The following is a 12,030-nucleotide window of genomic DNA, read 5'->3' as shown; positions in this document are numbered from 1 at the left end:
ATCCACTTAGTTGGCGATTGCTATCCAGCCGGTTGGCAGTGCCGGGCGGTGGCGCAAAACTTGCTCTTGCAGGTCAGTACTTCAAATCAGACGCGCCGTCAGAGCGCGCAAAAAAATATTGCCGTGGGTGCGCCGTGATGAATAGCAAGGCTGATTCGCAGTTTCGCGATATTCGTATCGATCGCTACGACCTCGAGGGGGCGAGAAGCTGGATGTCTGGCATTTGCGGGCCGCACCGGCTCGAAACCAGTACCCCCGAGCGCATCCGCTTTCACCACAGCGCCAACGTGTTCAAGTCGCGGGCCACGACCCTGGGCACCATCGAATACGGCACCGACGTCACCATCGATATCGAAGACGCCGAGCGCTTCAGCAGCTACAGCCTGAGCCTGCCGCTGAGCGGCGATCAGGAGTTGAGCAAGGATGGCCGGCTGCTGCGTTCCAACCGTGACCAGGGGGTGATCATCGCGCCCAACGAAAGCCAGATGCTGGCGATCTCTGGCGACTGCCGCAAAGTCCAGGTGGTGATTACCCGGGCGGCCATGAGCGAAGCGCTGGAGGCCTTGCTGCAACGGCCGCCGGATGCGCCGCTGCGTTTCGAGTCGGTCATGGATGCGGTGGAAGGGGCGTCGGCGTCCTGGTGGCGCATGGCGCGCTATTTCATCGCCGAACTGGAGCGCAGCAGCGAGCTGTACGAACAACTGGCCTTCACCCGCGACCTGGAAAGCTCCTTGATCAAGGGCCTGATCCTGGCCCAGCCGAACAACTACTCGGCGGAGCTGCGCGAGGTGCTGGAGGTCAAGTTGCCCCACTACCTGGTCCGCGCCCGCCAGTACATTCACGCCAACGCCCGAGAGCCGCTGTGCCTGGAGGACCTGGAAGCCGCCGCCGGGGTCTCGCGCTTCAAACTGTTCGAGGCCTTCAAGAAGTATTTCGCCCTGTCGCCGATGGTCTACCTGAAGAAGTACCGGCTCAACGCTGTGCGCCAGGAGATCCTCGAACACGGCTCGGCGCGGACCATTTCCGAAATCGCCCTGGGCTGGGGCTTCAGCCATCTGGGGCGGTTCTCCGCCGAGTACCGCAAGCTGTTCGGCGAGTCGCCCAGCGTCACCCTGCAGCGCCACGATGCGCGGCGCCTGGGCGGTTTCTAGGGCCTGTACCCCACAGGCCAGCCGTTTTACTTGCGCAGCACCAGGTCGAGCAGGCCGTCCTGTTCCTTGATTTTCTGCAGGACGATTTCCGAGCGGATGTCAGTGACCCCGGACGTGCGGTTCAGGTGATTGACGATGAAATCCGAGAAGTGCTTGAGGTTGCGCGCCTGGACCCGCAGCACATAGTTGCTGGCGCCGGTGATCACATAGGCGGTCACTACTTCCGGCCACTGCTGGACCTTCTTGATAAAGGTCTCGTGCCAGTCCGCCACGTCCTGGCGCAGCGACACATGGACGATGGCCTCCAGCTCGATCCCCAGGCGCTCGGCGTTGAGTACCGCGCGATAGCCGCTGATGATGCCTTCGCCCTCCAGCAGGCGCAGGCGCCGCAGGCAGGCCGAGGGCGAGAGGGCGACTTTCTCCGCCAGCTCCTGGTTGCTGATACGGCCGTCCTGTTGCAGGAAGTGCAGGATTCGCAGGTCTGTCGAGTCGAGAATCATGGTTGGCATTTATCCGCGTTTTTTTAAGTTGTAGTCGAATAATCTTCGAGGCTGTGCCGCTCTCATAGCGCATTTTGCACGAAAATTCTCCAGGGCTTCGTTCATTATTTCTTCACCGTGCAGCCGCCGATACCTCCCTCGGCATCGCGTGCGTTGCCGCATGCCATAGTGAAAACAGGACCTCCCATGACAACAAGAAACCACTGCCTGGCCCTCGACGCACAGGACCCGCTGGCGCCGCTGCGCCACCAGTTCGCGCTGCCCGACGGGGTGATCTATCTCGACGGCAACTCCCTCGGCGCGCGCCCGGTGGCGGCCCTGCAACGGGCGCAACAGGTGATTGCCGAGGAATGGGGCAATGGCCTGATCCGCAGCTGGAACACCGCCGGCTGGCGCGATCTGTCGCAGCGCCTCGGCGACCGCCTGGCCCGGTTGATCGGCGCCGATGCCAACGAAGTGGTGATCACCGATACCACCTCGATCAACCTGTTCAAGGTGCTCAGCGCCGCCTTACGCGTGCAGGCGCTCAAGGCGCCGCAGCGGCGGGTGATCGTCAGCGAGAGCAGCAACTTTCCCACTGACCTGTACATCGCCGAAGGCCTGACCGAGATGCTGCAGCAGGGCTTTTCCCTGCGCCTGGTGGACAGCCCCGAGGAGCTGCCCCAGGCCATTGGCGAAGACACCGCGGTGGTCATGCTCACCCACGTCAACTACAAGACCGGCTACATGCACGACATGCAGGCGGTGACCGCGCTGACCCACGAATGCGGTGCGCTGAGCCTGTGGGACCTGGCCCACTCCGCCGGCGCGGTGCCGGTGGACCTGAAGCAGGCCGGCGCCGACTACGCCATCGGCTGCACCTACAAGTACCTCAACGGCGGCCCGGGTTCCCAGGCCTTCGCCTGGGTCTCGCCGGTGCTCTGCGACCTGGTCAAGCAGCCGCTGTCCGGCTGGTTCGGCCATGCGCGGCAGTTCGACATGGAAGCGCAATACCGGCCGAGCAGCGGCATCGCCCGCTACCTGTGCGGCACCCAGCCGATCACCTCGCTGGCCATGGTCGAGTGCGGCCTGGAGATCTTCGAGCAGACCGACATGGCCAGCCTGCGCCGCAAGTCCCTGGCCCTGACCGACCTGTTCATCGAACTGGTGGAGCAACGCTGCGCGGCCCACGGCCTGAAGCTGGTCACCCCGCGCGAACACGACAAGCGCGGCAGCCATGTCAGCTTCGAACACCCCGAAGGTTATGCGGTGATCCAGGCCCTGATCGCCCGGGGCGTGATCGGCGACTACCGCGAACCGCGGATCATGCGCTTCGGTTTCACGCCGCTGTACACCCGCTTCAGCGAAGTCTGGGACGCGGTGCAGATCCTCGGTGAAATCCTCGACGAAAAAACCTGGGCCCAGCCGCAGTTCCAGATTCGCCACAGCGTGACCTGAAGCCCGCTACCTGTAGCCGCTGCCGCAGGCTGCGATCGAGGCCGCAGGACTCGCATTTCCAGGCGCCGCGGTCTGTCAGGCAGACCGTGGACTCCGGGGTTGCGACGGCTGCGCCGCCGAGCGCAGCCTGCGGCAGCGGCTACAGGGCGATACCAGAACCGGCCAGGGACGGCTCGCGACACCGATCAACGCGTGCACACAATAATAAGAGGCTGATGAACGTGACCACGACCAACAAGGGTTTTGCAGCGATTTCCAACCGTGAACAGGGCTTGCGCCGCCAGCTCACGGCCGGGCAGATGAGCATGATCGCCATCGGCGGGGCAATCGGCACCGGGCTGTTCATGGGCAGTGCCTACGCCATCGGTTACGCCGGCCCCAGCGTGCTGCTCAGCTACGCCATCGGCGCGCTGATCACCCTGCTGCTGATGGGCTGCCTGGCGGAAATGACCGTGGCCCATTCCACCTCCGGCTCCTTCGGCGCCTACGCCGAGTTCTACATCAGCCCGCTGGCCGGGTTCCTGGTGCGCTACGCCTACTGGGCGGCCATCGTCCTGGCGGTCGGCGCCGAGGTCACGGCCATCGCCATGTACATGAAGTACTGGTTCGCCCACGTGCCGGAATGGGTGTGGATCGTCTCGTTCTCCAGCGTGCTGATCCTGCTCAACGCCATCAGCGTGAAAACCTTCGGCAACTTCGAGTACTGGTTCTCCACCATCAAGATCGCCGCCATCGTCGGCTTCATCATTCTTGCGGTGTACGTGGTGTTCGGCTCCGGCAATGCCGACTACGGCCTGCACAACTACAGCGCCCACGGCGGCTTTTTCCCCAATGGCGTGCAGGGCATGTGGATCGCGGTGATCGTCTCGATCTTCAGCTACCTGAGCGTGGAGATGATCGCGGTGGCCGCTGGCGAGGCCGAGGACCCGCAGCGGGCGGTGAAAAAGGCCTTCCGCGCGACCATGGTACGGCTGGTGGTGTTCTACCTGCTGACCCTGGCGCTGATGCTGGCCATCGTGCCCTGGGTCCAGGCCGGCAAGGCGCAGAGCCCGTTCGTCACGGTGATGCAGACCATCGGCATTCCCGGCGCCACCGGGGTGATGAACTTCGTGATCCTGATCGCCGCGTTGTCGGCGATGAACAGCCAGCTGTACATCACCACGCGCATGATGTTCAGCCTGTCCCGCGGCGGTTATGCACCGAAGTCCATGGGCGCCCTGAGCAAGTCCGGCATCCCGCTGAACGCCTTGCTGCTGTCCAGTTCCGGCATCGGCCTGGCGACCCTGATCAACGTGCTGTACCCGGAAAGCTCGTTCACCCTGATGATGGCGATCTCGATGTTCGGCGCGATCTTCACTTGGTTCATGATCTTTCTCACCCACTACTGCTTCCGCCGTTACCACCAGCGCCATGGCGAGCAGCCGCTGTCGTTCCGCATGCGCCTGTTCCCCTGGAGCACACTGCTGGGCCTGGTGCTGATGGGCGCGGTGATGATCACCACCTACTTCACCGAGGCCTTCAAGATGACCCTGGTGTTCGGCGTGCCCTTCCTGGCGATCCTGACCCTGGCCTACTGGCTGTTCTTCAGGAAATCCCGGGCGCCGGCAGGGGCGCTGTCCAAGGTCTGACCCAAAACCTGTAGGAGCGAAGCTTGCTCGCGATCCGCGCAGCGGCCATTCACCGCAGTGTCGCGACGAACACTATCGCGAGCAATCGAGCGTCGACCGGCTGCTCCTACAGTTGGCCCAGGGTTTCCAGGAGAGCCTTGGCGTAGGCGGGCAGGGCGTTGAAGTCGCGGGCACAGAGCAGCAACTTGCGTTGCGCCCAGGCCTCCATCAGTGGCAGCACTGTGAGCGAGGCATCCGGCCCCCGGCGTTCGACGGCGGCCCGGGGCACCACCGCCAGCCCGGCGCCCCGGGCGACCATGCGCATCACCCCATCGAAGCCGTCGGCGCGGATGCGGATCGGCATCCGCAGCCCCAGGTGCAGGGCCTGTTCTTCCAGGTACACGGCCAGGGCGCTGTGGGCGGCGAGGCCGACATAGTCGTGGTGCAGGCTGTCGCTGAAACTCACCGCCCGCCCGTCTGCCAGCGGGTGGTGGGCGGGCAGGACCAGCACCAGCGGGTCGTCGCGAAAGGCCAGGGTCTGCAGGCCCTGGGTGTCCACCGCGTCGGACACTATCCCCAGGTCCGCCGCGCCCTGGCGCAGGGCGTGGGTGATGCGCAGGCTGGGCAGTTCCTGCAGGTCGATATCGAGGTTGGGGTGGGCGCAGAGAAAGTCCGCCAGCGGCTCCGGCAGGTATTCGGTGATCGCCGTGGTGTTGCACAACAGGCGTACCTGGCCTTTGACGCCCCGGGCGTATTCGGCCAGGTCCTGGCGCAGGTGTTCGGCCTGTTGCAGCAGGCCGCGCGCATGCTGGGCCAGGGCCTTGCCGGCGGGTGTCGGGCTGACGCCACGGCGGCCGCGCTGGAGAAACTCGGTGCCCAGGGAGGCCTCCATGGCGCGGATCCGCGCACTGGCGGCGGCCAGGGACAAATGGCTGCGGCTGGCGCCGGCGGTGATATTGCCGGCGTCGAGGATGTTCAGGTACAGGCGCAGGTCGGTCAGGTCGAAGTGCATGGGGCGGGTCCCTTGAAAGCGCCGCTGCGCGGCTATCGCGGGCAAGCCTCGCTCCTACAAGGACAGTGCAATACCTGTAGGAGCGAGGCTTGCCCGCGATAGGGCCATCACAGCCACTGAAAATCTCCAGCCTCTCGCCAAGCAAGAGGCTGCCTCAGTATATGGCAGATTTTCAGCCCACCACCGTCGGCGCAGGATAGCGCCATGAACACTTCCCTCGCGTTTTACCAGAACCTCGGTTTGCTCCTGTCCCTGCTGGTGATCGGCACCTTTGTCCTGGCCGGCATGATCAAGGGCGTGATCGGCCTCGGCCTGCCGACCATTGCCATGGGCCTGCTCGGCCTGGCTATGGCGCCGACGCAGGCTGCGGCCTTACTGATCATTCCGGCGACCCTGACCAATGTCTGGCAACTGGCGTTTGGCGGGCATTTGCGAGGCTTGCTCAAGCGCTTGTGGCCGATGCTGCTGGCGATCTTTATCGGCACCGGCCTGGGCAGCCTGTGGTTGGGCATCGACGGCGGGCGCTGGGTAGTACGGGCGCTGGGGGCGGCGTTATTGCTCTATGCCCTGAGCGGACTGCTGCTGCCAACCCTGCGGCTGCGGCCGCGAATGGAAGCCTGGCTGGGCCCGGCCTGTGGCCTGGTGACGGGCGTCATCACCTCGGCCACCGGGGTGTTCGTGATTCCGGCGGTGCCTTATCTGCAGGTGCTGGGGCTGCACAAGGATGAACTGGTGCAGGCCCTGGGGCTGTCGTTCACCGTTTCGACCCTGGCCCTGGCGGCCGGCCTGTACTGGCGCGGTGCCCTGGGTGGCGGCGAGCTCAGCGCCTCGCTGTTGGCGCTGATCCCGGCCCTGCTCGGCATGTGGCTGGGCCAGGCGTTGCGCCAGCGCATCAGCGCCGTGCTGTTCAAACGGGTGTTTTTCAGCGGCCTGGGCCTGCTTGGTACTCACCTGCTGATCAGCGGCTAGCGGACGACGGGCTGAGCATGTCGATACGGCGGATATCGAAGTCGCGTTCCAGGTAATCCATGCGCTTGTCGAAGAACGCCTTCATGTGCGGCAGGTTGGAGTGCACGTCCAGGTGCGCCTGGGATTCCCAGATCTCGTAGAAGATGAACAGGCTCGGGTCCTGCTGGTCGCGCAGCATGTGGTACTCGATGCAGCCGGGCTCGGCGCGGCTTGGCTCGACATAGGCGCGAAACAGCGCTTCGAAGGCCTCGGACATTTCCGGGCGGGTCTTGGCGTGGAGGATAAAGCCGTGCTGTTCGGACATGGGGCGGTTCCTGGGTAAGGGAGTTTTAAAAATTCTACGACACGAATCCGCCGCCTATTCGTGCGTATTGGTCAAATGTTTTTTGCCTGGATCGCGCTTATTCATATCGTCTTTCAACGATATTCTCCGCCCCATCGTTTTTAATCTTCTCGACCCGGCCCTGCAGCGCAGCGCCAAAGGGTTGTCCCTGATGAGGCTGGATCATGAAAAAAGTACTGTTGCTCAATGGTGGCAAGAAGTTCGCCCACTCCGACGGCCGCTACAACGCGACCCTGCATGAAGCCGCGGTGTCGGTGCTGGACCGTGGCGGCGTGGACGTCAAAGTCACCCACATCGACGAGGGCTACGACATCAAGGAAGAAGTGGCCAAGTTCCTCTGGGCCGACGTGATCGTCTACCAGATGCCGGGCTGGTGGATGGGCGCGCCGTGGATCGTGAAAAAGTACATCGACGAAGTCTTCACCGAAGGCCACGGCAGCCTCTACGCCAGCGACGGCCGCACCCGCTCCGACGCCTCGCAGAAATACGGCAGCGGCGGCCTGATCCACGACAAGCAGTACATGCTGTCGCTGACCTGGAACGCGCCGCAGCAAGCCTTCGACGACCCGACCGACTTCTTCGAAGCCAAGGGCGTGGACGCGGTGTACTTCCCGTTCCACAAGGCCAACCAGTTCCTCGGCATGCGCGGCCTGCCGACCTTCCTTTGCGTCGACGTGATGAAGCGGCCGAACATCGAAGCCGATGTGCAGCGCTACGAAGAACACCTCAAGGCGGTGTTCAACCTCCCCGCGTAAATCCGGCTACTATCGGTGGCGTGCCGCGAGCCCGATGTGGGACCTGTAGCCGCTGCCGCAGGCTGCGATCGCCACCGAAGGGGGCGCAAGGTCGTGAGATCGCTGAAGGCCTTCGGCCTTATCGCAGCCTGCGGCAGCGGCTACAGGGCGCCCAACCGAGATAGAGGACTTACGTGAAAGCCAGATCCGACGAACTCCAGATCTTCGTCTGCGTCATCGAATGCGGTTCGATTTCCGCGGCGGCCGAGCAGGTCGGGCAGACGCCGTCGGCGGTCAGCCGCACCCTGTCGCGCCTGGAAGCCAAGCTCGATACCACGCTGATCAACCGCACCACGCGGCGCATGGACCTGACCGAAGAGGGCAAGTACTTCTTCGAGCAGGCCAAGCTGATCCTCGACCAGATGGACGAACTCGAAGAACGCCTGTCGTCCCGCCAGCAGACCCCATCCGGGCGCCTGCGGATCAACGCCGCCTCGCCGTTCATGCTGCACGCCATCGTGCCCTACATCGCCGAGTTCCGTAGCCTGTACCCGGACATCCAGCTGGAGCTCAACAGCAACGACCTGATCATCGACCTGCTGGAACAGAGCACCGATATCGCGATCCGTATCGGCACCCTGGCGGACTCGACCCTGCATGCGCGCTCGCTCGGTTGCAGCCCGCTGCATATCCTTGCCAGCCCCGCCTACCTGAAGCAGCACGGCACACCCGCCACCGTGGCCGAGCTGAGCGAACATACCCTGCTGGGCTTCACCCAGACCGAAACCCTCAACCACTGGCCACTGCGCCATGTGCACGGCGACCGCTGGCCGATCCAGCCGGGCATCAGCGCCTCCAGCGGTGAGACGGTGCGCCACCTGGCGCTGGAAGGGCAGGGCATTGCCTGCCTGTCGCACTTCATGACCATCGACGACATCCGCGCCGGGCGCCTCACGCCGATCCTCTCGGAGTTCAACAGCGGCTATCGCCAGCCGATCAACGCCGTGTACTACCGCAACTCGCAGCTGGCCCTGCGCATCCAGTGCTTCCTCGACTTTATCCAGGGCAAGCTGGCCGATTACGCCAACCCGCTGTTCGAAGGCTGAGGCCTTTCTGCTGTAGGAGGAGCCGGTTTGCCTTGCACCGCCCGGGCAGATGCCATCGCTGGCAAGCCAGCTCCTGCAGCGATCAATTCCCGTGGGAAGGCTGATCCCTGATTCGTGATCCCTGCGCAAGAGTGATTTGGGCCAGCCTGCCTGTTTCGGCAGGAGTCTCCCGCCGATACTGGCGCCATCACTGACCCACCCAGGGAGTTTCTCCATGAATGTATTCGTTACCGGCGCCGCGGGTTTTATCGGCGGCTCCATCGCCACCGGCCTGGTCCAGGCCGGCCATCAAGTCACCGGCCTGGTGCGCAGCGCCGAACAGGCCGCCGAACTCACTGCCCTGGGCATCAAGCCGGTGCTCGGCAGCCTGGACGACAGCGCCGTGCTGACCGAACAGGCCCGCGCCGCCGATGCGGTGATCAACGCCGCCAGCAGCGACCATCGTGGCGCGGTGGAAGTCCTGATCGCGGCCCTCAAGGGCTCCAATAAAGTCTTCCTGCACACCAGCGGTTCGAGCATTGTCGGCGACGCTTCGGGCGGCAAGGTCAGCGAAGTCGTCTATCAGGAAAACAACCTGCCAGAGCCCACCGTCGACAAGGCCGCGCGCGTGGCCATCGACAACCTGGTGCTGGCCGCGGCCAGGGACGGGGTCAACTCGGCGGTGCTCTGCAACACCCTGATCTACGGCCACAGCCTCGGTGTGAAACGCGACAGCGTGCAGCTGCCGCGGCTGCTCAAGCAGGCGCGCAACAGCGGCGTGGTGCGGCATGTCGGTCCGGGGCAGAACATCTGGTCCAACGTGCATATCGAAGACGTGGTGGCGCTGTACCTGCTGGCGCTGACCCGCAACATCCCGGGCACCTTCTACTTCGTCGAAAGCGGTGAGGCCTCGTTCATCGACATGACCACCGCCATGGCCCAGGCCCTGCACCTCGGCGCGCCGCAGGACTGGCCGCTGGCCGACGCCGAAGCCGAGTGGGGCTATGAAATGGCCAACTACGGCCTGGGCTCCAACAGCCGCGTGCGCGGCAAGAACGCCCGCGAACTGTTGGGCTGGGTACCGCGGCGCACCTCGGTGCTGGAGTGGATTCGCCACGAGATGGTCTGACCCGCTATCCCTGTAGCCGCTGTCGAGCGCCAGCGAGGCTGCGCTCGGCGGCGTAGCCGTCGTAAACCGGCTGGCGCTTTTTTCCAGGCAGTTCGCGGATTCAGGTTTTGCGGCAACGGCGTTGCCGATCGCAGCCTCGCAGGCTCGGCAGCGGCTACACGGGCAGCGTGATCCTGTAGCCGCTGCTGCAGGCTCGGGCCACGATCGACCGGTACGGTCGTGACGACCTCAAGCGCGGCACCGTCGCCACCGTCACTCCTCCCCTCGCCAGACGGCCGCTTCAAGCGGCCGTTTTTATTTGCCGATTGCTCCGCCCCCGATCTTGCCCCTATCGTTCGACCTGCCAAAAAACAATAAAAGGACGGACCTTATGCGCATTGTTCTGTTTAAGACCCTGGCTCTGACAGCGGCCATCGCCGCCAGCTCGCCGGCCTTCGCCGCGTTGCTGGAAGGTGGCGCGGTCGCCGCGCCGAACCAGTATGGCGCCGACGTCGCGGCGCAGATTCTCAAGAAGGGCGGCAACGCGGTGGATGCCGCGGTCGCCACCGCCTTCACCCTGGCGGTGACCTACCCCGAGGCCGGCAACATTGGCGGCGGCGGTTTCATGACCCTGTTCATCGACGGCAAACCCTACTTCCTCGACTACCGCGAAACCGCGCCCAAGGCCGCGACCCGCGACATGTACCTGAACGAAAAAGGCGAGGTCATCGAGAACCTCAGCCTGGTCGGCGCGCGCGCCGCGGGGGTGCCGGGCACGGTGATGGGCCTGTGGGAAGCGCACAAGAAGTTCGGCAAGCTGCCCTGGAGCGAGCTGATCACCCCGGCGGTGGGCTATGCGAAGAACGGCTTCAAGGTCGCCGACAAGCAGTACCAGTACCGCGAGGACGCGCTGAAGCTGTTCAAGGACAGCACCAATTTCGGCGACTATTTCGGCAGCATGAAATCGGGCGAAACCTTCCGCCAGCCAGAGCTGGCCGCGACCCTGGAGCGCATCGCCGACCAGGGCGTCAAGGAATTCTACGAAGGCAAGACCGCCGACCTGCTGGTGGCGCAGATGCAGGCCGACAAAGGCCTGATCACCAAGCAGGACCTGCAGGACTACAAGGTCGCCTGGCGTGAGCCGCTGCAGGTCAACTGGCGCGGCAACACCCTGTACACCGCGCCGCCGCCGAGCTCCGGCGGCGTGGCCTTGGCGCAGCTGATGACCATCAAGGAAGAGCGCACGGCGGACTTCAAGGGCGTCGAGCTGAACTCGGCCAAGTACATCCACCTGCTGGCGGAAATCGAAAAGCGCGTGTTCGCCGACCGCGCCGATTACCTCGGCGACCCGGCGTTCTCCGAGGTGCCGGTCAAGCAACTGACCGACCCTGCCTACCTGAAAAAACGCGCCGCCGAGATCAACCCGACAGCCATCTCGCCCACCGAAAAAGTCCGCCCGGGCCTGGAACGGCACCAGACCACCCACTTCTCCATCGTCGACGCCGACGGCAACGCGGTGAGCAATACCTACACCCTCAACTGGGACTACGGCAGCGGTGTGGTGGTCAAGGGCGCGGGGTTCCTGCTCAACGACGAAATGGACGACTTCAGCGCCAAGCCCGGGGTGGCCAACGCCTTTGGCGTGGTCGGCGGCGATGCCAACGCCATCGCGCCGGGCAAGCGCATGCTGTCCTCCATGAGCCCGAGCCTGGTGACCCGCGATGGCAAGGTCACCCTGGTGCTGGGCACGCCGGGCGGGTCGCGGATCTTCACCTCGATCTTCCAGGTGCTGAACAACCTCTACGACTTCAACCTGCCGCTGGAAAAAGCCGTGGCCGCGCAGCGCGTGCATCACCAGCTGCTGCCCAAGGACACCCTCTACTACGACGCCTACGCACCACTTACCGGCAAGGTTGCCGACGAGCTGAAAGCCATGGGCTACACCCTGGAAGATCAGGGCTGGGAGATGGGCGATATCCAGGCGATCCGGGTCACCGGCAGCCAGCTGGAAACGGCCTCCGACCCACGTGGGCGCGGTGTGGGCAAAGTCGTCAAATAACCTGCCTTTGTAGGAGCGAAGCTTG

The 12,030-nt window shown here is 64.4% G+C and carries 11 protein-coding genes; 8 read left to right on the top strand and 3 right to left on the bottom strand.

The genetic code is table 11. The features are described from left to right. Positions 1 to 137 precede the first annotated feature (137 nt). On the top strand, positions 138 to 1,151 hold the full coding sequence (locus tag J4D28_RS03935; protein ID WP_028681607.1) for a helix-turn-helix domain-containing protein: 1,014 nt from the start codon (positions 138 to 140) through the stop codon (positions 1,149 to 1,151). A gap of 26 nt (positions 1,152 to 1,177) precedes the next feature. On the opposite strand, the gene J4D28_RS03930 is transcribed toward J4D28_RS03935, so the two are convergent. Next, on the bottom strand, positions 1,178 to 1,651 hold the full coding sequence (locus J4D28_RS03930) for an Lrp/AsnC family transcriptional regulator (RefSeq protein WP_009046863.1): 474 nt from the start codon (positions 1,649 to 1,651) through the stop codon (positions 1,178 to 1,180). A gap of 186 nt (positions 1,652 to 1,837) precedes the next feature. Here J4D28_RS03930 and kynU point away from each other — a divergent pair, with 186 nt between their 5' ends. After that, the gene (gene kynU, locus J4D28_RS03925; protein ID WP_103330624.1) at positions 1,838 to 3,088 is read left to right on the top strand and encodes a kynureninase; all 1,251 of its coding nucleotides are present in this window, start codon (positions 1,838 to 1,840) and stop codon (positions 3,086 to 3,088) included. A gap of 215 nt (positions 3,089 to 3,303) precedes the next feature. Beyond that, positions 3,304 to 4,716, top strand: a complete 1,413-nt coding sequence (locus J4D28_RS03920; RefSeq protein WP_016704184.1) for an amino acid permease — start codon at positions 3,304 to 3,306, stop codon at positions 4,714 to 4,716. Between the two features lie 106 nt (positions 4,717 to 4,822). Here J4D28_RS03920 and J4D28_RS03915 read toward each other — a convergent pair whose 3' ends face one another. Beyond that, on the bottom strand, positions 4,823 to 5,707 hold the full coding sequence (locus J4D28_RS03915; protein WP_103330623.1) for a LysR substrate-binding domain-containing protein: 885 nt from the start codon (positions 5,705 to 5,707) through the stop codon (positions 4,823 to 4,825). Between the two features lie 204 nt (positions 5,708 to 5,911). Between J4D28_RS03915 and J4D28_RS03910 the strand changes: the two genes are divergently transcribed. Then, on the top strand, positions 5,912 to 6,676 hold the full coding sequence (locus J4D28_RS03910; RefSeq protein WP_103330622.1) for a sulfite exporter TauE/SafE family protein: 765 nt from the start codon (positions 5,912 to 5,914) through the stop codon (positions 6,674 to 6,676). Here the strand turns inward: J4D28_RS03910 and J4D28_RS03905 are convergent. Continuing rightward, on the bottom strand, positions 6,666 to 6,980 hold the full coding sequence (locus J4D28_RS03905; RefSeq protein WP_016704181.1) for a putative quinol monooxygenase: 315 nt from the start codon (positions 6,978 to 6,980) through the stop codon (positions 6,666 to 6,668). The genes J4D28_RS03910 and J4D28_RS03905 overlap by 11 nt on opposite strands. Positions 6,981 to 7,183: 203 nt before the next feature. On the opposite strand from J4D28_RS03905, the gene J4D28_RS03900 reads away from it, so the two are divergent. The 4 genes from J4D28_RS03900 (at position 7,184) to ggt (ending at position 12,005) form a co-directional block, all read left to right on the top strand. Next, positions 7,184 to 7,774 carry an NAD(P)H-dependent oxidoreductase gene (locus tag J4D28_RS03900; RefSeq protein ID WP_009046869.1) on the top strand — a complete coding sequence of 197 codons (591 nt, stop codon included), beginning with the start codon at positions 7,184 to 7,186 and terminating at the stop codon, positions 7,772 to 7,774. Positions 7,775 to 7,947: 173 nt separating this feature from the next. Beyond that, on the top strand, positions 7,948 to 8,859 hold the full coding sequence (locus J4D28_RS03895; protein WP_103330621.1) for a LysR family transcriptional regulator: 912 nt from the start codon (positions 7,948 to 7,950) through the stop codon (positions 8,857 to 8,859). Positions 8,860 to 9,073: 214 nt separating this feature from the next. Further along, a complete protein-coding gene (locus tag J4D28_RS03890; protein ID WP_103330620.1) occupies positions 9,074 to 9,967 on the top strand; it encodes an NAD-dependent epimerase/dehydratase family protein in 894 nt (297 codons plus the stop codon). 370 nt (positions 9,968 to 10,337) lie between these two features. Further along, positions 10,338 to 12,005: a gamma-glutamyltransferase gene (ggt, locus tag J4D28_RS03885; RefSeq protein WP_038630553.1), complete on the top strand. Its 1,668-nt coding sequence runs from the start codon at positions 10,338 to 10,340 to the stop codon at positions 12,003 to 12,005. The last annotated feature ends 25 nt before the right edge of the window (positions 12,006 to 12,030 follow it).

The sequence above is a fragment of the Pseudomonas sp. GW531-T4 genome (assembly GCF_017349615.1).
GTDB classification, from domain to species: domain Bacteria; phylum Pseudomonadota; class Gammaproteobacteria; order Pseudomonadales; family Pseudomonadaceae; genus Aquipseudomonas; species Aquipseudomonas chlororaphis_I.
This window is presented reverse-complemented; position numbering and strand designations above follow the sequence as displayed.

Bases quoted from the DNA above. Each gene is read 5' to 3' on its own strand.
- J4D28_RS03935 (WP_028681607.1), top strand. From the start codon at position 138: ATGAATAGCAAGGCTGATTCGCAGTTTCGCGATATTCGTATCGATCGC.
- J4D28_RS03930 (WP_009046863.1), bottom strand. From the start codon at position 1,651: ATGATTCTCGACTCGACAGACCTGCGAATCCTGCACTTCCTGCAACAG.
- kynU (WP_103330624.1), top strand. From the start codon at position 1,838: ATGACAACAAGAAACCACTGCCTGGCCCTCGACGCACAGGACCCGCTG.
- J4D28_RS03920 (WP_016704184.1), top strand. From the start codon at position 3,304: ATGAACGTGACCACGACCAACAAGGGTTTTGCAGCGATTTCCAACCGT.
- J4D28_RS03915 (WP_103330623.1), bottom strand. From the start codon at position 5,707: ATGCACTTCGACCTGACCGACCTGCGCCTGTACCTGAACATCCTCGAC.
- J4D28_RS03910 (WP_103330622.1), top strand. From the start codon at position 5,912: ATGAACACTTCCCTCGCGTTTTACCAGAACCTCGGTTTGCTCCTGTCC.
- J4D28_RS03905 (WP_016704181.1), bottom strand. From the start codon at position 6,980: ATGTCCGAACAGCACGGCTTTATCCTCCACGCCAAGACCCGCCCGGAA.
- J4D28_RS03900 (WP_009046869.1), top strand. From the start codon at position 7,184: ATGAAAAAAGTACTGTTGCTCAATGGTGGCAAGAAGTTCGCCCACTCC.
- J4D28_RS03890 (WP_103330620.1), top strand. From the start codon at position 9,074: ATGAATGTATTCGTTACCGGCGCCGCGGGTTTTATCGGCGGCTCCATC.
- ggt (WP_038630553.1), top strand. From the start codon at position 10,338: ATGCGCATTGTTCTGTTTAAGACCCTGGCTCTGACAGCGGCCATCGCC.